This is a genomic window from Bradyrhizobium sp. USDA 4454 (genome assembly GCF_054822705.1).
In genome coordinates, this window is sequence record NZ_JBTRCN010000001.1 from 6,129,962 (window position 1) to 6,153,715 (window position 23,754).

A 23,754-nucleotide genomic window follows, 5' to 3' on the forward strand; every position below is an offset into this window, starting at 1 on the left:
GTTACGCCGCGCTGGCCACCGACGTATGGCTCAATCGCCAGGGCGTGTCGCCGCGCTCCACCATGTCTTCCAGCACTTGACGATCGCGCAGGGTATCCATGGCGCGCCAGAAACCTTCATAGCGATAGGCCATAAGGTGACCGCCCTCGATCAGGCGGCTGAACGGCTCCTGGACGAGTTCTTCACCTTCCTTGATGTAGTCGAAGATCTCGTTGCGGAAGATGAAGTATCCGCCGTTGATCCAGATCTCGGATTCCTGGCTGGAGCGAATCCGCTGCACCGATCCCTGCGCATCGAACTCGGCAAGATGGAAGCTGATCGGCGGATGGATCGCCACGAAGCAGCCGATCTTTCCGCTTTCCTTGAACTTCTGGATCATGTCGGGCAGCGGCGCGTCGGTCAGTCCATCGCTGTAGTTTGCAAGGAAAATTTCCTCGTCCTGGACGAGATGTCGGACAGCCAACAAGCGCTGCCCGATATTGCGCCACGTCCCGGTATCCACCAGCGAAACCCGCCAGTCCGGCTGATGCTCGCCGATCAGCTCGACCTTCTTGCCGTACTCCGAAATCACGCAGTCGCTGTTTGCCGTGGCACGATAATTGAGAAAGTAGTCCTTGATCACGTTCGCCTTGTAGCCGAGGCACAGCACGAAATCACTGTGGCCGTATTGGCTGTAGTACTGCATCACATGCCAGAGGATCGGCTGATGGCCGATCGGGACCATCGGCTTCGGTATGCTCTCCGAATACTCGCGGATCCGCGTGCCAAGGCCGCCGCAGAAAAGGACAACCTTCATGGCGCAACCTCACGCGGGTCAATGATCTCGACGTTGGGAATCGGGATGATGAACTTGCAGCCCCACTCTCCGACATGCCGCATCTGCGCGACAATTTCCTTCTTCAGATTCCAGGGAAGAATGAACAGGTAGTCGGGACGGGCCTCGTCGATGGCTTCGACCGGGAGGATCGGAATGTGCATCCCCGGCGTATAGCGGCCGTGCTTGTAGGGGTTGCGGTCCACCGTGAAGTCGAGGAAGTCGGTACCGATGCCGCAGTAGTTCAGCAGCGTGTTGCCCTTGCCGGGAGCGCCGTAGCCGCAGATCCGCGCCCCCTTGTTCTTGCTCTCGATCAGGAACGACAACAATTCGCGCTTGGTGTGATGAACACGCGATGTAAACTGCTCGTACTGACCGATGTCTTCCAGGCCGATCCGGCGCTCATGCGTCAGCAGTGCGGTCACGGCGGCGGATGCGGCGTGACCGGCATCGGCGCGGCAAAGGTAGACGCGCAGCGAGCCGCCATGGGTTGGGATCTGCTCGACGTCGAAGACCTTCAGATCGTGCCGTCGCGCCAGGCGATCGATCGTCACCAGCGAGAAATAGGAGAAGTGCTCGTGGTAGATAGTATCGAACTGATTTTCGTCGATGAGCCGCTCAAGGTGCGGAAATTCGAGCGTAATCACGCCCTGCGGCGCAAGCAGGAACGCCATTCCGGCGGTAAAGTCGTTCAGATCCGGAACCTGGGCCAGTACGTTGTTGCCGATGATCAGATCGGCCCGCTTGCCATCCGACACCAGCTTGCGCGCGAGTTCGAGGCCAAAGAACTCGACCATTGTCGGGACGTTCTTCTGCCTAGCGACTTCGGCCACGTTGGCCGCCGGCTCGATTCCCGTGACCGGCACGCCAAGCGGCAGGAAGTGCTGCAGCAGGTAGCCATCGTTGCTTGCGATCTCATAGACGCGGCTCCCGGCACCAAGGTTTAGCCTGTCCTTGATCATCTCACAGTAGCGCCGCGCATGTTCTACCCACGATGTCGAATAGGACGAGAAGTAGGCATATTCGCTAAAGATGTGCTCCGGTTTGACATATTCCTGGAGCTGCACCAGGAAGCAGGACTCGCAAACCACGGTGTGCAGCGGATAATACTGCTCCATGGCGTCGGTCTGGTCGACCGTGAGAAAGCTTTCGCATAGGGGCGACATTCCCAGATCGACAAACGTCGACTTCAACGTCGCGCTGCACAGACGACAATTGCCGTGGGAAGATCTCGATCGGATCGATTCAAACTTCGAATGCGCGTTCATTGGAGCCGCACCATGAATATAGATTGGTCGAATATGAGATTTTCGGACGCTTAAGCTGCGCTTGCAGGATCGAGTTCTATCGTATGAAAGCGAACAATATGAAGCGATATCGAGCAACAAGGTAAACCACACTAAATGCTGACAATTTTAATAAAATTGTATAGAAACAGCCATCGGAGATTGCCTCGGGAGCTCAGACGTTAAATGCGATTTGAAGCAACGGGACTAGACGGAGCATGGCTGGTCAAGCTCGACCCTGCGCGCGATGAGCGCGGCTTTTTTGCGCGCACTTTCTGCGAAGACGAGTTTCGCGCGCAGGGGATCGAGACCAGATTCCCCCAGCACAGCATCTCCAGTTCCTCGCGTAAGGGGACATTGCGAGGCATGCACTTCCAGAAAGATCCGCACGGCGAGGTCAAACTTGTGCGCTGCCTCAACGGATCGATTTGGGACGTCATCATCGATCTACGTGCGAACTCGTCCACCTTTCGTCAGTGGCGTGGCTTCGAGCTCTCAGCGGAGAACGGATCGCAGCTCTATATCCCCAAGGGGTTCGCACACGGCTTTCAAACCTTGAGCGACAACGTTCAGGTCAGCTACCTGATTTCGGAATTCTACCAGCCCTTGGCTGCCAGCGGCGTCCGATACAACGACCCGATGTTCGGCATCAGCTGGCCTCTGGCCGTAAGTACGATCTCCGACAAGGACCAAAACTGGCCGCTTCAGGGCGCATGATCGCGCCTAGCATATCGGCGCGAGGAGCTCGTGGCGCTCGAGCACTTTGGCTGTCTTCAGAATGACCGGGAACGGCAGGTCGGCTCGCCTGGCGATATCAAGCAGTGAATGATGTCCATCGGACAGGTTTAGAATCCAGAGCATCGCCATGTTGGCTGCAGCGGCATCCTTGTCGCCGCCGATCGCGCCATAGAGCCCGCGTCTGCCGAGCTGCGGTTCACCCTTCGGATACGTGTTACGGTAGCTGCGGTTGCCTTCAAGCAGGTCAATGACTTCGCAAATGATGCGGAAGGACTCCCCGAGGTGCTCCGGCCGAATAAAACTCAGGTCGTCAGCCGAGGTGTGATACTGGGGGATCGCGCCGAAGCGGCTGCGCTGAAACAATCCGACCGGCAGGTTGAACCCGGGCGAACAGTATTGCCGCTCATCATATCCGTAGGGCGAAAACTCCAATATCGTCGGCGTTAGTCCAGAATGCTGCAGCGTGTGTATCATCGCACGGTCGATTTCAGCATCGCCCCGCCTGCTCTTCTTGTATGTCGGACCAGCGCCGTCTCCGACCATTGATACCACGAGACCATGCTTGATATGGTGCACACGGTGCTCATTGCGGGCGAGCCAGGTGATCGCGCCGATCGTTCCTGGCGCAAACAAAAACCGATAGCTGTATCGCGTTCGCATCTGGGCGATGTGGTTCAGGAGCTCCGCAAGCAGTGCAAGGCCCGAACAATTGTCATTGGCGAGCGAGGGATGGCAGACATGGGCCGACAGAAGCACCTCGTCTTCTGACTCTCCTCGGTGAAAATACTCACCATAGGTCAAGTGTCCGTCAGCGAGAGTCGCGTCGATCACGACCTCGTAGGTATTGTCCCGCAGTTGCTCCAACTGTCGGTGGGCCATGCAAAACGCCCAGTTCTCCTGGTAGTAGGACGTGCGGTACGGGACAAGGTCCGGCTGATCGGGCGACGTGAAGATATGGGACTTCAGCTCGTCCAGCGGCATCGTGCGGCTCACCGGCACGCTGTAGCTCATCACGTGCAGGTTCGATTCATTGAAATCGACGACCTTCCGGCCTCGCTGGTCCTTGATGTACGCGTCCCGGATGTTCCATTCACGCGGCACGACCCAATCGAGGACGGGAGTACCGGTGGGCACCTCGTGGATATCAAGAGGAATCTGCGCGCCGATCTCCCGAAGCGTCTGCCGCACACCGTTGCCGGTAATGCTGCGGCAGATCGGGTAGATCTTCTCAGCAAGCGCGAAAATCTTCGCGCCCGAACTTGCGAGATCGTTTGCCGCAGGCACGCCGTCCTCCTGGTGCGTCAAACCGATCGGCGCCTGCGGGTATCAGGACGCGGCCAGGGCCGACTGCTCGACGTTTGCATGGCGGAGATCCGCATCCAGAATGCCGTCCGCCAGCAGCTTTTTGATGTGACCGATGCGCTGATATCTCGGACCTTCGAACTGCTCGAGCGTGATGCTCGAGGCCTGGTAGACCTTATAGAGCTGCTCCGCGCCCATCTTCGCATCCCATTGCGGCTTGAACGCCGGCAGCCGGGTTCGGATCTTTTCGAAGCTCACGCGATAGGACCGGGTGTCGGGACCGGCGTCATCGGCAAACTCGATCTGACAGCCGGGGACAACACCGGCGACAATCTTCGCGAGATCGCGGATCTGGTAGTTGTGTGCCGTCTGGCCTACGTTGAACGCCTCGTTGAACACCGCGGCCTCGGGAGCTTCCATCGCCGCGATGAAGGCGCGCGAAATGTCCTCGATGTGAACGATAGGCCGCCAGGGCGTGCCGTCCGACTTCAAGAAGATCTTTCGCGTTGTCACCGCCCAGGCGACGAGATTGTTCAGCACGACGTCGAATCGGAGCCGGGGAGATACTCCATAAGCCGTAGCGGGCCGCAGGTAGACCGGGCAGAATCCGTCGCCGGCGAGGCCGGCGATATCCCGCTCGGACTGCACCTTGGATTCACCATAGGCGGTCACCGGGTTGAGCGCTCCGGTTTCGTCGATCATCCCCTCGCCCGCCTTGCCATAGTTGCTGCAGGAGGATGCAAACACGAACCGCTGCACGCCGGCTTGCTTGGCCAGTTGTGCGAGGCGCACGCTGGCTACGTGATTGATCTGGTCGGTAAGCCCAGGCCTCAGATTGCCAAGCGGGTCGTTTGATAGCGCGGCAAGATGCAGGACTGCGTCGAAAGCCTTGAGGTCCGCAAGCTCGACGTCTCGCGTATCCTTGCGGATGGAGGGCACATCGACGATCGAGCCGCCCTCTGCAAATGTGCAGCGGGAATACAGATCGCTGTCGAGACCCACGACATCGTGCCCGGCACGTTGCAGCATCGGAGTAAGTACCGTTCCGATATAACCGAGATGTCCGCTCACGAGAACACGCATCTTAACGCCTCCGAATTTGTTCTGTTTTCGGCCGACAACCTATTTCAAAATCGTCCGCGGAGGCACGCGTTTGTAAAACTTTAGTTAATGGTGCGCTTTGAAATTGCAGGAGTTATCGGCTCAAGAAGACGGAAAATGGTTAAGCCGTACACCACGATCGTTGATGTCGCTGGCGCCAACGCCAGCCGAGAAGCGCCGCAGGAGCGCTTGGGGTACTCTGCGTAGTTGCCGGTGAAGCCGGTAGCGAGCGGTGGAACGGCTGACGTCGAAGCGATTGGCCAGTTCTCCGCCGAAGGCCACCACGAACTTGTATCGCGCCTCGTTTTCAATTCCGCCATCGAAATCGAAATGAAGGCCACGCTCGTGCGCCAGCTCGATGCCACTCCAGAGCAGCAGACTTACTGCGCCTGGATGCGCAATGCTCCTGTCCCGTGACGACAGGAAATAGTGCACGAACTGGTGGTCCCAGACGAAGAAGACCTGGGCGTGGACGTTGTTGTTCGGGTCCACCGCCGCGAGGATCCTGCATTGCTGTCGCTCGCTGGCGGCGGCATAAACAGCTTCCAATCCAGAGAGGTCGAAATACGACTTCGTCCCCTCCAGATTGGCCTGGTAGTACTTCACGAAGTATTTTGGGGACGTGACCTCGCGAATGGCGAGCCGCTCACGTGCGCGTCGTATCACGTTCTTCGTCTTGTCGCGCAATCCGGACCAAAGCTCGTCCCGAGGGACCGAGCATTTCAGCATGAAGGTCGGATGTGCGCGCACCTCGTAGCCGCACGCGAGGAAAGCGGCCACATTGCTGAATCCGGTGTCGAGCGTCATCTCGACGTGATCAAAATCCGCGACCTGCTTCAGCAAGTCAGTGATGACCGCATGGGCCAACCGCATGCGCGCTTCCGTCTTTCCGGACTGCAGCGTGACCGTCGGTCCGAGAAAGCGCGTAATGTGAGGCATCTCACAGATATTCATCCCGCCTTCAGTACGCGCGACGAACCGAAGAGAACCCACGACGCGCCCGCCGCGCGAACACGTGACTTCGCGCCAGCTACCCGGAGCCAACGCGTTCAGCCACCAATCCTCGTGGAAGACCGACTTGCGCATCAAATTCCTCTTCCGGAGACAACCGGACAGCGAAATATTACCTCGATTAAACCAAAAATGCGGAATGCCCAACATCCGCGCGGGAACGGCCTCTGCTGTAGTTAACGACGGTATTTGAACTATCGAGGCGCCCGCCTAGTTAGCTCTGGAACCCGTCCGCTGGTCAGGTGACGCATTGACGCAATGTCGCACCTGTTCGAAACATATTTAATCATAGTCTTACGCCATGTATTCACTGCGAATTTTTGCGGACTAATTCATCCAAGTTCGGCTGCACAAACGGCGTACCGGCGTCATAGCGCGCTTTGGCCGGAAGCACGTGAAGCTTTGTCTCTCCGACCGGGTCCACCCAGGGCCAGGCGTATCCGCGCCCGGCATCGAAGAACGCGGGGCGGCCTGTGAGGTACATCGACGCAGGCAAAGCGCGATCTTCGCTTCCGGAATCCCAATGCGTTGTGTTGGTGAGGTAATCAAAATTGCCGTACCGAATCGTGGACATCGCAACCTTCGCGTCCGTCGGATACGGCTTCACGGCGTCCCAGCCGAGCATCCAGACGCCGGGCTTTGCATCGGTGAAGTGGGTTTCATACGACCAGCCGTCCATCTGACCGGGCGCCCCAAGCACATTTCCGATGAACGACATCCAGTACGAATATGCCATCAGGCCGGCGGCGCGACGCGGCCCATTGCGCGGCTGCGACATGTCATCGATCGTCCCGCCGGCCTGATTGTCGAACGCGGCGCGGGTGCCGCGTAGATAATTCCGGAAGAACGTATGATAGATGCTGTTGCCGTGCGTGTCGTCGCTGTCGGCGTTCTGTGCGTAGTTGCCCTCGAACAAGACGTGATGGGCGCCCACCATGTGGCTGGCGTTGAGCCCCGTTTCGATCCAGGCTCCATTCGTATTGATGTAGCCCATGTCCATGTAGTTGTAGCCGACCACCGACCCGGCCCCGGCGGAACGCGCCACGATCAGCTTGTTGGCCCTCACGGCAATTCCATTCTCGATCAGAACTTCCGAGGATCCCGCGGAAAGGCTGATGGCGTAGCCGCCTCCGCCCGGCTGGGCCCAGGCCGCGTCATGAACGTAGAACTCGCGCAGTTCGACTCGAAAGGAACTGTGAACTGCGAAGCCTTCGCCGTGCCAAACCGAATTGTCGACGTTTTTCGCCCACGACGAAGCAGCCCAATTGAAGCGAAGATTGCCCACGTCGCCCCCCTTGAGCGCCAGATCTTCGACGCCCGCGTGCTTCACATGCGGCTGCGCGAACCGTGATAGTTGAGCGGCGTTTGCTTTCCGATAACTGATGTGAATTGGAGTCGTGAAGGTGATGGCGGAGCCTGAGACTGCCCTGATTTCCTTGACCTCTGCGACGGGCCGATCGGGTCTCCCGAACCACGATCCTGCGCTTTGTGGCGTCGATGGAAACGCAGCGGGAGCAAAGTCATCGACAAACTGAATTGCAGGTTTGTGCTTTTGCCACACAACCATGAAGTCTTCCGATGCCCAGACCTCGCCTCGTCCCTGCGGGTCGAGACGCCAATCAGCGCCCGACGCCTCGTCAAGCAGCACGATCTGTCCAGGCAGGAAGCCCGCAGCGTCGTCGACCTCGACGGTTCTTTCGCCCTTGATTGCATCATTGCGAAGGTTCGCCGATCGCACGGCATTGACCGTATCGCTCGTGCTGGAAAATAGCGACGGCCCTACCAAGACGAGCGGCGACGGCTTGGCACCGACTGCCGCATTGAAAGGTTTCGCGCCGTCCTGCTTTTCGAGTGTCGTCCGATCAGGACCGGAGCCGCGCAGCGTGATTGCCTTGTTGAGCAGCAGGAAATTGCCGCCATTGATCAGAAACCGTCCCGGAGCCAATTGCACGACCTGCCCTAAAGGACATGCATTGATTGCGCCCTGGATTGCCGCGGCGTCATCGAGTGTGCCGCCACGAGGCGACAGCGTGGCGCAGATGGTTTTTCGGAAGGGTATCCCACCCTCGGCGATCAGGCCGGGCTGCCAGGTCGTCGCGCGATCCGAGGGCAGTATTGCCATCGAATCGAGAGCAAGTGCGGACGAATGGCTTGAGCAAGCAACGAAGATCATCGTTGCAGCCAAGCACTGCCAAGGCCGTCGCTTGGCCGTTCGCAGCGTCTGGCGACCAGGGTTGCGCCGCGTCGCGATGACCTTCCTGTTGAACATGCATCCTCTGACTTGCAGTGCCGAGCCGGTTGGCTTCGCGCGCGCTAGCGTGACCTCACGACGATTGACGGGTGTGGACGGCGGCTTGGCCGCGGCCCCTGGATGCGACGTATTGCCGGATGCCGCGCCCTACCCAGGGCGACCGCGGGATGCGTCTGCCCCCAATATCTGGCGGCTTCGACCGCAGCGATGACGAACACGATCCAGAGCATTTCAAAGCCACGCATCCACGTGCTCTCGAGACCGTTGGTAATGGCTACGTAGAGAACGATCGACAGCAGGATCCATGCCCGCGAAAAATCAAAGCGCGCAAGGCGACCAATGCCGCTTATCGTCGCAAGGATGAAAGCGATAAGCAGCAAAAATCCCGCATAGCCAAGCTCGAGCAATGTGTCTTCATACCCATTATGGGCGTTGGGCATGTCCTTTACCCAACCGGGCGCTTCCACGATGCTCGGAGCGTCGGGCCCAACCAGCCAGAACGATTGATAACCCCAGCCCAGCAGCGGCTTCTTGGCGATTTGTAGATTTGCAAAATCCCAGATGATGGTACGGCCAGTGAAGGTCGAATCGCCATACAGAATGTAAGATACGCGATTCATGCTGAAGCCGCTGACGAACGAAAAGACCATCCAGCAGATCGGTAACGATACGACAATCACCCACACCGGAACGCCGGTAGCTTTGGAAAGCTTGAGCAATATCCAGGCTAACGCCGGAACAGCCACCGCAAGGGCAAGCGCCGTCTTTGAATTGCTCAGTAGCAGCAGCGCAACGGACATGAGCGCGGTAACGATGCCGAGAATCCGCCGCCGTCCGAAATGAAGCAACTCATGGAGCGCGAGCAGGAAGGCCACGGCGGCGCATTCACCCAGATAGTTCTTGCCCGAGAAATAGCCCGGGTAGCCCCATGTGGCGAACTTCACGTCGATCGGCGGCCTGCCCATGACGAATAGCACGTTCAGGACGGCAGCGATGAAAAAGCACCAGAACAGACCGCGCAGCAGGTCGGTCGATCGCGTTGCGACGATCGCCGGGAGCGCGATCGAGGCAATGATCATGGCCTGCTGCAAAAACCTGATCAACGAAGCCTCCGGCTTGAATGCCCAGGCAACGCTTGCCCCCGCCAGCGCGAGATAGACGAACAGCGTGATCAGGATCGGCGGAAAGCAGAGTCGCGGCCGATTGCGCAGCGCAACGACGAGCGCCACTGCGGACAGGATCGGCCAAAAGATCTTGCTCTCCGGTCGAGCTTCCAGGAGACAAGCCGAGTCCGTCGGACTACAGGTCACGAGGATCAGCGGAAAGGCGATCGTGGCATAGATGCAGGCCAGCAGCGGGATGATCGCGTATCCGTCGACCCGGCCGGACGGAGCCGCCAAGCCTGGTCGCTGCGAACGCAATACGGCTTCGTACATGCTCGGTGCCCGTCAACTCCGGTCGCGAAGGCCGTCCTAGCACGCCGATCGTTAATCGCCTGTCTTACCCAATCGCGGGGCCGCGCAGCGATACGAGCAGCTTCTCGACGGCACTGGCGGCAACATGTCCTCAGGCGGCTCCGAACACCAAGGAATCCGTCAAACTTCCTGAATTTTTATAGTAAACGCTTCGTTAACGCTTGTCCCCTAGCGTGGCGCACGGAGCGGGCTGTTTCGTCTGGTCACTTGATATTCCGGGAATTGCAGATGCCACGCAAGTCCATGTTTGCCCGCGCAGATTTCTTCCGGGCCCGTGCCCGGCGGTACGGCTGCACAGACGAACCGGCGCCGATTGCAAGCTGCGGACAGGCAAGCTCGACGAGCAAACCGACGTTTACCAAGACCGCATTCATGAATCTTCGTTAACCAGGGCTCAATGTCGTGCCGAAAACCGCAGGCGAGAGCAGTCGACGAACGTCGTGCCTGACCACTCGCGAAGTGGCGTCGGTGCGTTCGCCTGGCAATTCCTCGCGTTTCGGTGGCCGCCTGTTGGCCGCCCTGGTCGTCACAACGACCATCGCGCTCGCCGGCTGCTCGACCATGCCGACCTCGGGACCGGCAAGCTCCTATGTTCGCGCGGGACAGACCGACCCTGATAGCGTGCACTATGCTCTGGTGCGCCTGACGGCCGATACCGAGAAGGTGTTGGTGCGCAACTCCACGCGGATCGACCGCGTTTTCACGGATCGCCGCCCCCCGCCCGAGATTCGCTTTGGCGTCGGCGACACGGTCAGCGTGACGCTGTTTGAATCGATGGCCGGCGGCCTGTTTACGCCGACCGAAGCCGGAACACGTCAGGGAAATTACGTTACGTTGCCCAATCAGGCCGTGAACTACAAAGGCAACATCACGGTGCCGTACGGTGGCTCCATCCGCGCTGCGGGCCGCACCCCGGATGAAGTCCAGAATGCCATCGTGAAGTCGCTGGAGGACCGGGCGATCGAGCCACAGGCGGTGGTTGCGCTGGTGGACCAGAAGGCAACTTCCATCAGCGTATTGGGCGAGGTCAACACGCCTTCGCGCTTGCCGGCAAGCGCCAGCGGCGAGCGGCTGCTCGACATCATCACGCGCGCAGGCGGCCCCAAAAATCCCGGCTTCGATACCTGGGTGGCCCTCGAACGCGAAGGACGGCACGGTACCGCACCGTTCGGATCGCTGCTCAGCCAACCGGCAAACAACATCTTTGTTCGTCCACAGGATACGGTCTACGTATATACGCAGCCGCAAACCTTCCTCGCGATGGGCGCCTCCGGGCAACAGGGACAGTTCTCGTTTGGAGCCTGGCGCCTGTCACTGGCCGAAGCTATGGCGAAGGCCGGCGGTCTCAAGGATGATCACGCCGACCCCGGGTCCGTGTTTATTTACCGTGGTGAACCGCCCGAAGTCGCCAAGCAGCTCGGCGTCGACTGCACGCCCTACAGCGGGCCCCTCGTCCCCGTTATCTATATTCTCGATTTGAGAGATCCCGGCGGCTACTTCATCGCGACACAATTCGAGATGCGGAATAAAGATGTCATCTTCGCATCCAATGCAAACTCTGTCGAAGCGACCAAGTTCATGACTTACCTTCGAATGATCATCGGCACCGTGAGCGATCCAATCGTAACCGGTATCGATGTCTACACGCTCAAGGGGCTCGCCACCGGCACCATCTCCGGCGCGACCACCGTCGTTACGTCGACCCGATGACAACCATCGGCCTGGCGGAACCGGCTCCCGCGGCACGTGTGCTGCCGGCGACCGAATCCGCCGAGGCAACTGCCCGCGACCAGTGGCCCCGCCTTCAGGGACACATTCCTGCGCTCGACGGAGTACGGGGGCTTGCCATCGTCATGGTGATGCTGCTGCACTTCGTCGGCAACGCGTTGCCCACGAACGCTGTCGAAAAAATCGTTGTCGGAATCACCAACTACGGCTCCTACGGCGTCGAATTGTTCTTCGTCCTGTCCGGCTTTCTCATTACCGGCATCCTCTATGATTCACGGGAGGATCCCAGCTTCTTTCGCAATTTCTATATACGGCGCGTGCTGCGGATTTTTCCGCTCTACTATGGCGTGCTCGCCCTCGTCTTCTTCGTCGCTCCGCTGCTGGCCCCACTGCGCGGTCCGAGCCTCGACTACCTGATGGATCGTCAGGCCTGGGCCTGGCTGTACGGCGTCAACATCTACATCGCATGGAGCGGTGACTGGTCATTCTCGTATCTGGAGCATCTCTGGTCGCTCTGTATCGAAGAACATTTCTATCTCTTCTGGCCGCTCGTCGTATATTTGGTCGCCAAGCACCCCAAAAAGTTGATTGCGGTCAGCCTTGGCCTATCTGCTGCCGCGATGCTCGCTCGCCTGGGCGGCTCCCTGGCCGGGCTTAGCTGGTGGACAACTTATGTTCTGACACCATTTCGCTTGGACGGTCTGGCCCTTGGCGCCTTTCTGGCCGTTGTCGTCCGACTGCCGCGCGGACTTCAGCGAATCGTAGGCGCTCTCCCCTACGTCGCAATTACTGCATTTGCCTTGCTTTCCCTGACTTTCATCTGGACGCGCCTGGTGACTGACCAAGGTAACACTTTCGTCCTTCCGGTTCGGTCCTCCATCATCACTGTGCTGCTGGCCTGTCTCCTCATGTGGGTGCTTGTTGCTCCAAAGCATTCGCTGGTATCGCGCCTGTTCTGCAGCCGGCCACTCATGCTTCTCGGGACCTATAGCTACGGTCTGTACGTCTACCATCATTTCATTTCATACTACCTCGTGACTCATCGAACCGAACTGGTACTCGGCGAACGGCTGGGATCTCACAGCGCAGCCGTTGCAATACAGGCAACGGCGGGCGTGCTCGTCTCACTGCTGATCGCCTATCTGAGCTATGAATTGTTCGAAAAGCGCTTCCTGGAACTGAAGCGGTTCTTCAACGCTCGGCGCCCCGTTGCTACTGGCGATGCCCTGGCGCCTTCTCATCCGCACCGCGGCTGATGGCCAGTCTCGCCCGGTAAAAGCTCTCCAGCGCGCGAGCTGCTGAACTCCAGGCATATTTGCTTTCCGCCAAACGCCTCGCAGCCCGTCCGAGATCTACGGCGCGATCGGTATCGCTCAGCAGATCGCCGACACGGGCGGCAAAGCTCTCGACATCGTCCGCGATCACGATGTCACGATCCGGCACGGCCTCAATCCCCTCGGCGCCCAAGGTTGTTGAGACGATTGCCTTGGCCATAGCCATTGCCTCGACAATCTTGAGCCGCGTCCCGCCTCCTAGTCGCAGAGGGACGACGACTACCGCGGCCTCGGCAAGATGCGGTCTCAGATCCGGCACGAATCCAGTGAATTCGATGCGGGGACTTGCCAGTGCCAATAAAGCGGGGGGCGGCGACCCGCCGATGATCTTGCAACGCGCATTCGGGTGACTGGCCGCGATGCGCGGCCATATATCATTGACGAAGTGGATTACACCGTCGACGTTCGGTGCATACGACAAAAGGCCGAAGAACACGACAGTGCGCCCGTCGGGCTTCGGATCGTTGGCACGCGGGCGATAGAACTCGATATCCGCCGCGTTGGGAATGACGGCAGTGGTGACTTCCGGCACTTCTTCGAGCAGGCGTCGTTCGTCGGCAACGCTGCACAGATAGACGCCATCTGCGTCACGATAGGTCCCGAGCTCTTCCTTCCGAAGCTTGCGCCAATTGACTTCGGAATAAGCGCGACGAAGCAGGCTGTCGCCACCTTGAGCGTACTGGCGAGCGAGGTCGTAATCGATGTTGTGAGAGTCCACGACCAACACCGGGAGCTTCTCTCCGGCTGGCGCCTTGCGCAGTTCGTAGTGACCAAGAAATGTAAACTCGAGATTAACCACGTCGAAGCGCGTCGACCCGAGCAAGTCGTCCAACGTCTGCCGCACTACGTCTGCCGTGATTCGCAAGCGCTCGAAGCTGAGGGGCGACACCAGAGAGCGCAGCTGAAGCAGGCGCTTCGGCATCCCATCGCGACCAAGCGGATTGCGCACGAGCACCACCCTGCGGCAGTAGGCTTGCATGGCAGTCCGGCATTCTTCGATGTCGTGCTCGGCATCCACGAGCATGACTGCCGTCAGATCATGGCGCTGGGCCAGTTCTGTCATCAAACCGTGCATGCGCGCCTGCGCGCCTATGCGCGGCGGGCTCGCAGGCATCTGTGAGACAAAAAGAACGTTTAAGCGGTCTGAGTGCATCGATCCAAACCTGCCTGCCGCCGTCGGCTGGCGCTGAGATGCTCGCTGGGAGCCCACATTCTCATAGCTCGAATTACTCAATGCTTAAGCGGAGTTTAGCGTTAACGGTTGGCCGTTCGTCTTAACGAAACAATGATAGAAAGGTGAGACGTCCATTTATCCGGATAGGCTTTCGACGTAAAAGCATTGCCGAAGCAGTCTTGGTAGCTCCCCGCGGCGTCACCTCGTGCGGGCCAGCCCAAGGCGCAAAGGCGACGACTGAATGTGCGGTATCTCGGGTATCATCGGCCGGCTTGACGACAACAACCGGGCTGCGCTCGCTCGGATGAGCAAGGCGATGATCCATCGTGGGCCGGACGGCCATGGCACATGGACCTCGACGCCGGATGCTCGCGGCTGGGGTGTCATGCTCGATCACCGCCGCCTCTCGATCCTTGATCTCTCCACGGCCGGCGCTCAACCGATGCTGGACGACACTACCGGACACGTCATTTCGTTCAACGGTGAAATCTACAATTACATCGCCCTGCGCAAACGGCTCGAGAACGAAGGGCAATCTTTTCGATCCAGCGGCGATACCGCGGTCATGTTGCGCGCACTCGGCTTGCATGGCCTGAAGGCAGTTGGATGGCTGCGCGGCATGTTCGCATTTGCAAGCTGGGACCCACTGCAGCGGCGACTTCTGCTTGCGCGCGACCAACTCGGTATCAAGCCGCTCTATATTGCACAGTCCAGCGATCCGAACGCAAAGTGGTCGCTGATATTCGCATCTGAACTGCGTGCATTGCTGGCCTCAGGCTTGCTTGGAACGCCGCGCCTTGATCCGCAGGCGGTTGCGAGCAGCGTTTGGAACGGCTTTGTGGTCGGCCCTTGCACCGCCGTTCAGAGTGTTGAACTACTTGCGCCAGGCCACTACGTCGAGTTTGACGGGACAGGCCGTAAAGTAGGTGAGGACGATTTCTGGCGCATCCCTGGAGAGTCGCCCAAACCGACAATGGACGAAGCGATGCTTGCCTCGATCCTCGAAGAGGGGATGAAGCTTCATCTCGCCAGTGACGTCCCACTTGCTGTTTTCCTGTCGGGCGGCATCGATTCTTCCGCGATGGCGAATCTCGCGCAATTGACAGCTGACGCTCCGGTTCATACTTTCACACTCGCGTTTGAGGATCAGCGGTTCAACGAAGCGCCGTTCGCAAAGCGGACCGCGGCGGCAATCGGCACCCAGCATCATGAGGTGATGTTGTCTGAGCAGCGGTTCGTCGACAGCCTAGACGACGCCCTCGATAGTCTTGATCAGCCCACGTTCGATGGACTGAACGCCTATTTCATTTCGCGGGCTATTCGCGAAGCGGGCTTCACCGTCGCGCTGTCAGGAACTGGTGGCGACGAACTGTTCGGCGGTTATCCGACCTATCGCCAACTTCCGATCTTGCAGCAGTGGTGTCACCGCGCCCGCGCGTTTCCCAGAAAATGGCAAGCCAAGGCTGCAGCCATGTTGACTTGGCCCATGCGACGATCCTCTCACCCCGTGCCGCCTCAGACGCGCTGGGCGAAGCTTCCGGACATGGTCGAGCGTAGCGAAGATTTGCTGGCGCTATACCAGATGGCCTACGCGCTCTTTCTGCCTGGCTTTCAGGGCGAACTGCTCGCACCAGATTTCGCAGGCGCGCTTGCGGACGGCCTTCCCGACGCGATGCGCCGGCGGTTGATGGCCGAAACGTCAGGCCGCACCGCTGTTTCAGCCATTAGCGTAATGGAACAACGCCTCTTTCTGGGTGAACGACTCCTGCGCGACAATGATGCAGCAAGCATGGCGAGTTCGCTCGAGCAGCGCGTACCCCTGGTCGATCACGTCTTGTTTGAAAGCGTCGATGCCCTTTCGGACCAGGCGCGATATCAGCCCCTGGGGCGCAAAGATGTGCTTCGGCGGAGCGGATTGCGCGGGCTCGATCCCGCGATCTTCGAGCGCCCAAAGACCGGCTTCGTCATGCCCTTTGACCGGTGGATTCGCCGCGGATTGAAGGATGCCATGGATCGGACCATGCGCGATCCGCAGGCGATCGCACCAACAGGCCTAAATCCCGCCGCGGTCGAGCGACTGTGGCGGGCCTTTCTCGACGGAGCGCCCGGCATGTACTGGTCGCGCGTCTGGTCCATCTACGCGTTTGTCCGTTGGTGCCACCGCAACGGCGTCTACAAATGAAGAACGGTAGTGTATCGGCCTGGACGACGTAGGAACTCGCCACCTTGCCGGTACCTTCACTGAATTCCTCGCCGCTCACTCTGACTGTTCGTCCAATCGATAGCGTCGAACGCGAGTCCTCGCTTCAGCATCTCCGCCTCAAGATCGCCGGCATGCCGCTTCCATTCGGCCGTCGACCGGACTTTGAATTTCGGATCTTCGCCGCTTGCCTCGCATTCATCGTCGGCCTCGAGCGCGCTACGGATGGTTTCGTATATCATCCTCAGGCTGGCATCGGTGATGGCACCGCAGGTCATTGGTCTCAATGTCTCGATCTCATCGAAGTTTCTGCTCATGACTATGGTCGATCCTCATCTACACGCGCTGGCGTGTCTTCGATGAAGGCGATCTCCTCGTAGAGGATGTCGCTCATGATCGACGGCTTGAACCCTGGCAGGCTGCACATCCGGACATCATCCAGCAAGTGCTGACGATGGTGCCTCAGCTTTTCCAGGGCCTGGCGATGCTTCAACAAAACGGTGCCCGCAACAATCGGCTCTTTGGCCTTCATCAGAAATGCGCTCTCAAACAATTAACGTAACTGCAATCTTTCAAGTAAACTGACCAAATGGCTCCATGGCAAGACCCCCGCCTTTGTGCCGCGCACCAGCGTTAACGGTCGCCCCGTAAATATCCGGTTGCCTTAATTCGCTTAGAGATTGAATGGAGCTTGCGCTGTCGTCCAAGGGACGATCCAACGCCGGTGGGATCGGCTGGAAGCGAAGCGGTAAGCTCGATCGGCCAAGGCGCCGGCGCAAGCTCGCAAGTCCTGCGACTTCGTCCTTTGCCGGCCTGCTCGATGAGCGCTCCCAGGTTTTCGCTCAGACGATCTACCCAGTTCGAACAACGCTTATTCAACGGAGGCCCGCCGCCCGGATCGCGACAACGTCGAAGATGTCGACTATCGGCCGGCGCGCACACGCCGGCTCTGACCGGTCACGCGAGAAGGATTCTGCTATAGCCGCTGATTAAGAGCCCGATGATTTGGCAGGAAAATCAACGTCCATTCCGACAACTGAACCGCCAGACCTGCATTGACCCTTCAATGGATTCTTCCTTTGTCGGAATGACGGGCCTTGGTTGATCAGCCCGCGCGAGGAAAGCGGACCCTGAATAGCCGGGGGGTCAAGTCAGGGGGGCGCTACCGCCTTTTCCCACAGCAACCAAACCTACCATGCCTTCCTCAAGTTTGCGCATAGGGCGGTTCTTAAGTTGGAAACAGCTCAGCTCTACATCTTCCTACCTGCATTGTGGCGGCCAGAACGCCGCCGAACCCCTGGGGCGAAGCGTCAGCGGCGCACCCGAGCTCGCGCCTTTTTTGCAGCGAAGCGGCCGCGAGGAGCCGGCTTGCCGGCGGGGAAAAAAGAAGCATGCGAGGGTTTTCGGGCGGCGAGACGGTTGCCATAGGTCGTACTGCCATGAGCAGGGAAATCGTCCCTGAAGCAGCGGCAAGACAGACATCGAGCGCACCGGGATCCCGAATCGAAGCGCACTCATAGGTTCGTCAGGCCGAGCTCCACCTGTCAAATCTACCAGTAGCGGCAAAACATCCGACCCGATAGAATCTAGTTGAACCGGATAGACCTATCGGCCGGCGTGTGAATCGCTCCGCATAGCCAGGTCAGCGGCCAACTTCGTCGAGCCTGTTTCGCCCGCACTGTTGACGGTAGCAAAGATTGACCAGCTGAGAATTTAGCCGAAGCGAACAACGTGAAAATGAGGCCTTTCGCAAAAGTGATCGATATCCGCACCTAAGATAACGCTGGCGCTTCCGTCCCAGGCATTCTTCCTGCCCGCTCATGTCGGCCCAAACTGCGGCTCGTCGCAATTGAGTTGCCGTCCACGGGTTGATTGTGTGTGCCGATGGGCTCTGACAATCCCGAGACGTCCAGCACCACGGGGCGGCTGATCAAAAGCGGCAACGCTGATCAGGACCGCAGCTTTGATCAATGCAGGATCACGTGTCCGGCTCCCGTCACCCACGCGACAAACACACGCTCTAAACAATCAGAGAAACAAGAATGTCACTCGCCTAAGGCCCGATCATCGTCAGTGCGTTCGCGATTTTGCGATGCCGCTGACATGATCGACACAAAGCACCGCGAAGCTGTTGGTCTGCACGATCCGCTTCGGCTTTCTGTAGCAGCGGCCGTGGCATTTCCCGATGGTTCGATGACCGCCTCCGGGTTGCGCAGAGAGAGTTCTCGCGGAAGGCTCGTCATCGAGCGCATTGCAGGCAAGGATTACACGACACTCTCTCATATAGAGAGAATGAGGGAATTATGCCGCGTCCAAGCAAAGGAGCCCGGCTCTACAGACGCAAAGCACGGTATCGCGGAGGCGACCTCGTCGCCCAGTCCGTTTGGATTATCAAAGACGGCGACCGGCATATCGCCACAGGATGCATTGCGAGCGCGTCTGAAACAAAGCCTCCGCAGAAAGCAGAGCAAGCGCTAGCAAACTACATAGCGCAACAATACCAACCGGAGCGCAGCCGACGAGATATCGACGACATCGATTTGCGCCGACGTGCTGTCGATCTATCTGACCGATATCGGTGAGCCCGGTGATCAGTTTGAAATTGAAGCGAGGATCGATCGGCTCAACGATTTCTGGGGCGGCAAGAAGCTGGCAGCAGTCAACGCGCAAACCTGTGCCGGTTACGTTAAACATCGCGGCAGCCGGGGCGGCGCGCGTCGTGACCTCGAGACTTTTCGTGCCGCGATCAACCATCATGCAAAACAGGGCTTTCACCGGGGCACGGTTCGCGTTTCCCTCCCGGCAAAAGGTGAGGCACGCGACCGATGGCTGACACGCAGCGAGGCGGCGGCTGATTTGGCAATGTTGGCGCTATCGCGAAAACAGACCGTCCATGCCGGCAGCTCAGAGGGCGACCCGGTCCGGACAGACCGCCGGCCGCTGCGACACGTGGCCAGATTTATCCTGATCGGCCTCTACACCGGCACCAGGGCCGGGGCAATCGCGGCGGCATCGCCTTACCCCGAGCTTGGACACTCGTACGTCGATCTCGAGCGTGGTATCTTCTACCGAAGGCCGATCGGGAAGCGAGCCACCAAGAAGCGTCAGACGCCAGCCCCGCTCCCACCCGGCTATTGGCTCATTTGCGTCGTTGGCAAGACCGGAAGCTGATCAACACCTGCTTCGTCGAGTTCAATGGCAAGCCGGTCGCTTCCGTCAAGAAAGGCTTCAAATCTGCCGTGGATCTGGCCAGGTTACCCGGGAAAGTCACTCCGCACACGTTGCGCCACACGGCAGCGACCTGGTTGATGCGGCGCGCGTGCCGATTTGGGAGGCAACCGGGTTCCTCGGCATGTCGGCGGAGGTCCTGCAGGAAACCTATGGCCATCACCATCCCGATCATTTGCATGGGGCCGCGGCAGCCATTGGCCAGAAAGCGCGGTATGTTTCGCTGGTCAAATCGGTGGTTGACTTGGGAACAGCCATCGATGAGAAGAAAAAACCCAAGGAAATCTGGTCGGAGTGGCAGGATTCGAACCTGCGACCCCTGCGTCCCGAACGTAAGTAGGGAGCGAAAAATTCAACAAAAACAATGAAGGTTGCCTGTCTTCGACCACCTTTTTTGCCGTCTATTCGCAGGGTTTCGGTGGTCAATCGGTGGTTGGAAAATTCCTCGGTTGCGCCGGCCCCAGGGGCCGGCATCTGATCCCGCCCGCGCGGCGTCAGCGTCGCGGATCAGCACCCTTGCTCAGCTTCTGCGTCACCCGATGAGCCAATCGCCCTATCCCTGCGGGGATCAGCCATGCCGGAATCAGAAAGGGCGTTCGCTCCGCGTAAGCTTCGTATTCAGGGAAAGCCAGCCGAAGAATCCGCTCTTCGTTGAACATGCGCCGGCATTGAATCGACACGACTGCAATCGCGACCAGCACGGCAAGCGGTGAAAGTACCTGCAGTGTCACGCCGGCCAGGGCGACCATCTCACAAAGGTAAAGGGGATGCCGTACAATCCGGTAAGGCCCGTCCGTTACCAGCTGCCTTGCCTCCGCCAGAATACTGAAGGATTTGCCCAACCAGCGCAGGACCACAATGCACAGCGAGGTCGCCACCAGGACCAACGCCGTAGACAGGATCGACCAAACCGGATCGAGTTCTGCCTTTGGCAGAAAGGCGAGCACAATACTCAGAAAAGTCCCCAGCAGCGCCGAAATTCGCGTTTCAATGCCCTTCGACTTCATGATGGGGACCAGCCGGGTCACGGCCGTCACTGCAACCAGGCCAAGGAAGAGCACGTTTGCCATGTGGGCAGCTGCCATCACCAGTTCGCGAAAGCTCTCCAGTGGGAATAGCTGAGGAATGCCTGCGACGCCCAGAAGGGCGGCCCCGCCATAGATCAAGATGAGTGCAGCTCTGGCGGTCCAATCCAACCAAGGATCGATGCCGGAACTGGCGATCCCGTTACTGCCTGTGGGTACCTGGCCGAGCTTCCCGTCAGTCACCGCACTGATCTCGCCCGTTCAAATATCAGGACTACTAAAGGCCATGCCTCCGGGGAGGTCAATTGGCCGACATCTCATCCCCTCCTGCCGACACGTTCGTTCCGGTTTCCGCGGGAGCCGCGCGGATCACCGATACCTGATTGAACCGTTTTGGCGGTCGCGACACGCACATAAAGGGTATTCATTTTGAACAGTAGTGTCGCCATGCACGCACACGGCTTTTTCAGAGCGGGCCAAATTTCCATTTTTCTTTCCGTGCTGCTGTGCTGTCAGCCGGCATCGGCTGGAAACCGCGTCGCGCTCATCATAGGCAACTCCGCATACAAGAACGCGGCGCCCCTTTTAAACCCCGTTAACGACGCCCAGATGGTTGAGACGAGCCTGAAGGACGCAGGTTTTGACGTGGTCCAGACTCGCCTGGATCTTCAAGCCGCCGAGATGCGGCGCGCGCTGCGCGATTTTGCCGACCAGTCTCGCGACGCTGACGTCGCTGTCGTCTATTACGCCGGTCACGGCATCGAAATCGAAGGCACGAACTATTTGATCCCCGTCGACGCTACGCTCGAGCGCGATACCGACGTCTACGACGAGGCGTTTTCGCTCGAGCGCGTCCTGCTGGCCGTTGAACCGGCAAGGCAACTGCGGCTTGTGATTCTCGATGCTTGCCGCAACAATCCCTTCTCGGACAAGATGAAACGAACGGTGGGCTCGCGGGCGATCAGCCGCGGCCTTGCCCGCATTGAACCGGCAAGCTCGAACACGCTGGTGGCCTTCGCCGCCAAGGCCGGCTCGACCGCATCGGACGGCAACAGCAAGAATAGTCCCTACGCAGCCGCACTGGTGAAATACATCGGAACTCCCGGCCTGGATCTGCGCAGGGTGTTCGGTTTCGTTCGCGACGATGTGATGAAAGCGACCGGTAATCGGCAGGAGCCGTACGTCTACGGGACGCTTGGCGGCGAAGACGTGCCGCTGGTGCCGGCCAAGGATACCGCCAAGGAAGCGATCAAGGAAGTTGCCCGAGAAGCTCCGCCAGCAGTGATGCCACGTGCCGAAATGCGGCACGACTACGAACTCGCGCTGCAGGTCGGCAACAGGGACGCATTGAACTATTTCATCGCCCAGTATCCGGATAGCTACTACGCCAATCTGGCAAAGCTTCAGCTCGCCAAGATCGAGGCGGAGGAGAAGCGTGCCGCGGCGGCCGAAAAAGCACGCCAGGCCGAACAGGAGCAGGCCCGGCTCGTCAACCAGGGCGCTCAACAAGCGCAGCTCGCGAAGGCCGCCGCGGAGTTGAAGGCCGCGCAGGAAGCTCGAGCCACAGCCGAAGCCGCCAAGGAAGCCGCGCAACAGCAGGCGGCTCAGGCCGAACAGCGGCGTCTTGCAGCTGAGGGTGCCGCAAAGACCAGCGCGCCCGCTCCCTTCGCGCAAAACCGGCCGCTGGATGCCGATTCAAATGCCGGTACGAAGGTGGCCGCGCTGCCGAGTCCGCAAGCCCCCGTACCGACGGTAGCGCCGGCTGAGCTTGCAAAATCCCTTCAGACCGAATTGCGCCGCGTCGGTTGCTTCGCGGGATCAACCGATGGCGATTGGGATGCGGCATCACGGCGCTCCCTTGAACGGTACAACCAGAACGCCGGCACCAAGTTCGACGCCAAGGCTGCCAGCGCCGACGCACTTGATGCGATCAAGCTCAAGACGGCGCGCGTTTGCCCATTGACTTGCGGATCCGGTCTCAGGCGAGATGGCGATCACTGTGTCAAGATCACCTGTGCTGCTGGCTATTTCCTCAATGACGACGACGAATGCGAGAAGCGCAAGGCGCGTCGTGCTCCGTCCGCCAGGGTTGAACGCCGGACCAGGGATCCTGAGGAGGAGACCCCGGCAAGACCCGCAAGGCCGAGGGCCGAGGCCAGCGCATCCAAGAAGGGCGAGGGCGGCGCGGTGCCCTTCATGCCCTTCTTCCTGCCCTGACGATTGTGCTGCCGCATTCCAGACAGGAGTTCTGATCGGCGACAAGCGATGGGCCATGCGACTCCGCGCGTGCGAGGCACAATCGTCGGCAGACTATTCCCAAACGGAGGCCTCTTCGATGCTAATTGGAAGTTCGGCGAGCCAGCCGGCGATACCGGTATGGAGCCACACAGCTCGGTTCTGCGCCGATGGCGAGATTAATTCGGCCAAATTATCAGCCACGTTTGGTTACAAGCTCCATCAGGGCCTAAGAAGATCGTCAGCCGCCAAATCGTTTCACCAGCTTCGAGCCTTTGGCGGTACTGATCTGCTGACTGGTCAGATCGCTCCCTAAGCTCAACCCTTTCGTCATCAAGTTCTTGCTGCGCTGTGTGGCTTCTTTCTCGTTGGAATAGTCCACTTCGAGGTGGTCAACACTCATCAGATGACCAAGTTCATGGGCCCAGGCGCGTCCGTTGGCGAAGTCGTTGCCGTACCACTGGACAAAGCTTGCCGGCTCGGGATCGCTATGAAGGTAGGAGCCGCCGCCGGCCGCCAGGTTGGTGATCGGATTGACGAGGTAGACGTGAACCGCGTTGTCAGGGGCATGTCGGAAACTAAGAACATCCAAGACGCGCTGATCATTGTTGCGCGCGCTCTTTGCCATATCGAGCGGCTTGTCGGTCAGGTATTCATTGATCGCGAACGTGATCTTGGCCGGCGCCCAGATCTTGTTGACCACGTCCAGCGCCTTCTTGGCGCTATCGTTGCTCCATTTTGCGGGTTCAGCGACACCCTTCTCGGCAAAGGGCGTGATGTAGACTTTCAGCGGGATAGGCATGTCCATCTCCAATTCCAGACATTTCACGACAGCTCCGATGCGCGACTGCA

At 59.2% G+C, this 23,754-nt stretch carries 20 protein-coding genes; 8 read left to right on the forward strand and 12 right to left on the reverse strand.

Going from position 1 to position 23,754, the window contains the following annotated elements:
- Position 1: 1 nt before the first annotated feature.
- On the reverse strand, positions 2-796 hold the full coding sequence (locus ACVIW0_RS28485) for a glucose-1-phosphate cytidylyltransferase (protein WP_461355375.1): 795 nt from the start codon (positions 794-796) through the stop codon (positions 2-4).
- Positions 793-2,082 (reverse strand): methyltransferase domain-containing protein, encoded by a 1,290-nt coding sequence (locus tag ACVIW0_RS28490; RefSeq protein WP_461357447.1) that lies wholly within the window; start codon positions 2,080-2,082, stop codon positions 793-795. The genes ACVIW0_RS28485 and ACVIW0_RS28490 overlap by 4 nt, the downstream gene beginning before the upstream one ends.
- A gap of 204 nt (positions 2,083-2,286) precedes the next feature.
- On the opposite strand from ACVIW0_RS28490, the gene rfbC reads away from it, so the two are divergent.
- Positions 2,287-2,817: a dTDP-4-dehydrorhamnose 3,5-epimerase gene (gene rfbC, locus ACVIW0_RS28495; RefSeq protein ID WP_461355376.1), complete on the forward strand. Its 531-nt coding sequence runs from the start codon at positions 2,287-2,289 to the stop codon at positions 2,815-2,817.
- A 6-nt stretch (positions 2,818-2,823) separates the two neighbouring features.
- On the opposite strand, the gene ACVIW0_RS28500 is transcribed toward rfbC, so the two are convergent.
- The 5 genes from ACVIW0_RS28500 to ACVIW0_RS28520 all read right to left on the reverse strand — a co-directional run bounded on the left by ACVIW0_RS28500 (position 2,824) and on the right by ACVIW0_RS28520 (position 9,939).
- Positions 2,824-4,143: a DUF4910 domain-containing protein gene (locus ACVIW0_RS28500; protein WP_461355377.1), complete on the reverse strand. Its 1,320-nt coding sequence runs from the start codon at positions 4,141-4,143 to the stop codon at positions 2,824-2,826.
- A 21-nt stretch (positions 4,144-4,164) separates the two neighbouring features.
- Complete coding sequence (locus ACVIW0_RS28505) at positions 4,165-5,223, reverse strand: NAD-dependent epimerase/dehydratase family protein (protein WP_461355378.1); 1,059 nt, start codon at positions 5,221-5,223, stop codon at positions 4,165-4,167.
- A 120-nt stretch (positions 5,224-5,343) separates the two neighbouring features.
- A complete protein-coding gene (locus ACVIW0_RS28510; RefSeq protein WP_461355379.1) occupies positions 5,344-6,327 on the reverse strand; it encodes a GNAT family N-acetyltransferase in 984 nt (327 codons plus the stop codon).
- 232 nt (positions 6,328-6,559) lie between these two features.
- Positions 6,560-8,521, reverse strand: a complete 1,962-nt coding sequence (locus ACVIW0_RS28515) for a hypothetical protein (RefSeq protein ID WP_461355380.1) — start codon at positions 8,519-8,521, stop codon at positions 6,560-6,562.
- Positions 8,522-8,565: 44 nt separating this feature from the next.
- The gene (locus ACVIW0_RS28520) at positions 8,566-9,939 is read right to left on the reverse strand and encodes an O-antigen ligase family protein (protein WP_461355381.1); all 1,374 of its coding nucleotides are present in this window, start codon (positions 9,937-9,939) and stop codon (positions 8,566-8,568) included.
- Positions 9,940-10,488: 549 nt separating this feature from the next.
- Between ACVIW0_RS28520 and ACVIW0_RS28525 the strand changes: the two genes are divergently transcribed.
- Both ACVIW0_RS28525 and ACVIW0_RS28530 read left to right on the forward strand, forming a co-directional pair.
- Positions 10,489-11,688 (forward strand): polysaccharide biosynthesis/export family protein, encoded by a 1,200-nt coding sequence (locus tag ACVIW0_RS28525; protein WP_461355382.1) that lies wholly within the window; start codon positions 10,489-10,491, stop codon positions 11,686-11,688.
- The gene (locus ACVIW0_RS28530) at positions 11,685-12,962 is read left to right on the forward strand and encodes an acyltransferase family protein (protein WP_461355383.1); all 1,278 of its coding nucleotides are present in this window, start codon (positions 11,685-11,687) and stop codon (positions 12,960-12,962) included. The genes ACVIW0_RS28525 and ACVIW0_RS28530 overlap by 4 nt, the downstream gene beginning before the upstream one ends.
- Here the strand turns inward: ACVIW0_RS28530 and ACVIW0_RS28535 are convergent.
- A complete protein-coding gene (locus ACVIW0_RS28535; RefSeq protein ID WP_461355384.1) occupies positions 12,919-14,193 on the reverse strand; it encodes a glycosyltransferase family 4 protein in 1,275 nt (424 codons plus the stop codon). The genes ACVIW0_RS28530 and ACVIW0_RS28535 overlap by 44 nt on opposite strands.
- A gap of 262 nt (positions 14,194-14,455) precedes the next feature.
- Here ACVIW0_RS28535 and asnB point away from each other — a divergent pair, with 262 nt between their 5' ends.
- On the forward strand, positions 14,456-16,396 hold the full coding sequence (gene asnB, locus ACVIW0_RS28540; protein ID WP_461355385.1) for an asparagine synthase (glutamine-hydrolyzing): 1,941 nt from the start codon (positions 14,456-14,458) through the stop codon (positions 16,394-16,396).
- 56 nt (positions 16,397-16,452) lie between these two features.
- Here asnB and ACVIW0_RS28545 read toward each other — a convergent pair whose 3' ends face one another.
- The gene (locus ACVIW0_RS28545; protein ID WP_461355386.1) at positions 16,453-16,731 is read right to left on the reverse strand and encodes a hypothetical protein; all 279 of its coding nucleotides are present in this window, start codon (positions 16,729-16,731) and stop codon (positions 16,453-16,455) included.
- Positions 16,732-16,733: 2 nt separating this feature from the next.
- A complete protein-coding gene (locus tag ACVIW0_RS28550) occupies positions 16,734-16,946 on the reverse strand; it encodes a hypothetical protein (protein WP_461355387.1) in 213 nt (70 codons plus the stop codon).
- Between the two features lie 1,571 nt (positions 16,947-18,517).
- On the opposite strand from ACVIW0_RS28550, the gene ACVIW0_RS28555 reads away from it, so the two are divergent.
- The 3 genes from ACVIW0_RS28555 (at position 18,518) to ACVIW0_RS28565 (ending at position 19,982) form a co-directional block, all read left to right on the forward strand.
- Positions 18,518-18,892 (forward strand): excisionase, encoded by a 375-nt coding sequence (locus tag ACVIW0_RS28555; protein ID WP_461355388.1) that lies wholly within the window; start codon positions 18,518-18,520, stop codon positions 18,890-18,892.
- A gap of 72 nt (positions 18,893-18,964) precedes the next feature.
- A complete protein-coding gene (locus ACVIW0_RS28560) occupies positions 18,965-19,585 on the forward strand; it encodes a hypothetical protein (RefSeq protein WP_461355389.1) in 621 nt (206 codons plus the stop codon).
- A 181-nt stretch (positions 19,586-19,766) separates the two neighbouring features.
- A complete protein-coding gene (locus tag ACVIW0_RS28565; protein WP_461355390.1) occupies positions 19,767-19,982 on the forward strand; it encodes a hypothetical protein in 216 nt (71 codons plus the stop codon).
- A gap of 154 nt (positions 19,983-20,136) precedes the next feature.
- Here the strand turns inward: ACVIW0_RS28565 and ACVIW0_RS28570 are convergent, their stop codons facing one another.
- Positions 20,137-20,910 (reverse strand): methyltransferase family protein, encoded by a 774-nt coding sequence (locus tag ACVIW0_RS28570; protein WP_461355391.1) that lies wholly within the window; start codon positions 20,908-20,910, stop codon positions 20,137-20,139.
- 204 nt (positions 20,911-21,114) lie between these two features.
- Here ACVIW0_RS28570 and ACVIW0_RS28575 point away from each other — a divergent pair, with 204 nt between their 5' ends.
- On the forward strand, positions 21,115-22,884 hold the full coding sequence (locus ACVIW0_RS28575) for a caspase family protein (RefSeq protein WP_461355392.1): 1,770 nt from the start codon (positions 21,115-21,117) through the stop codon (positions 22,882-22,884).
- A gap of 259 nt (positions 22,885-23,143) precedes the next feature.
- Here the strand turns inward: ACVIW0_RS28575 and ACVIW0_RS28580 are convergent, their stop codons facing one another.
- Positions 23,144-23,710 (reverse strand): zinc metalloprotease, encoded by a 567-nt coding sequence (locus tag ACVIW0_RS28580; RefSeq protein ID WP_461355393.1) that lies wholly within the window; start codon positions 23,708-23,710, stop codon positions 23,144-23,146.
- Between the last annotated feature and the right edge of the window lie 44 nt (positions 23,711-23,754).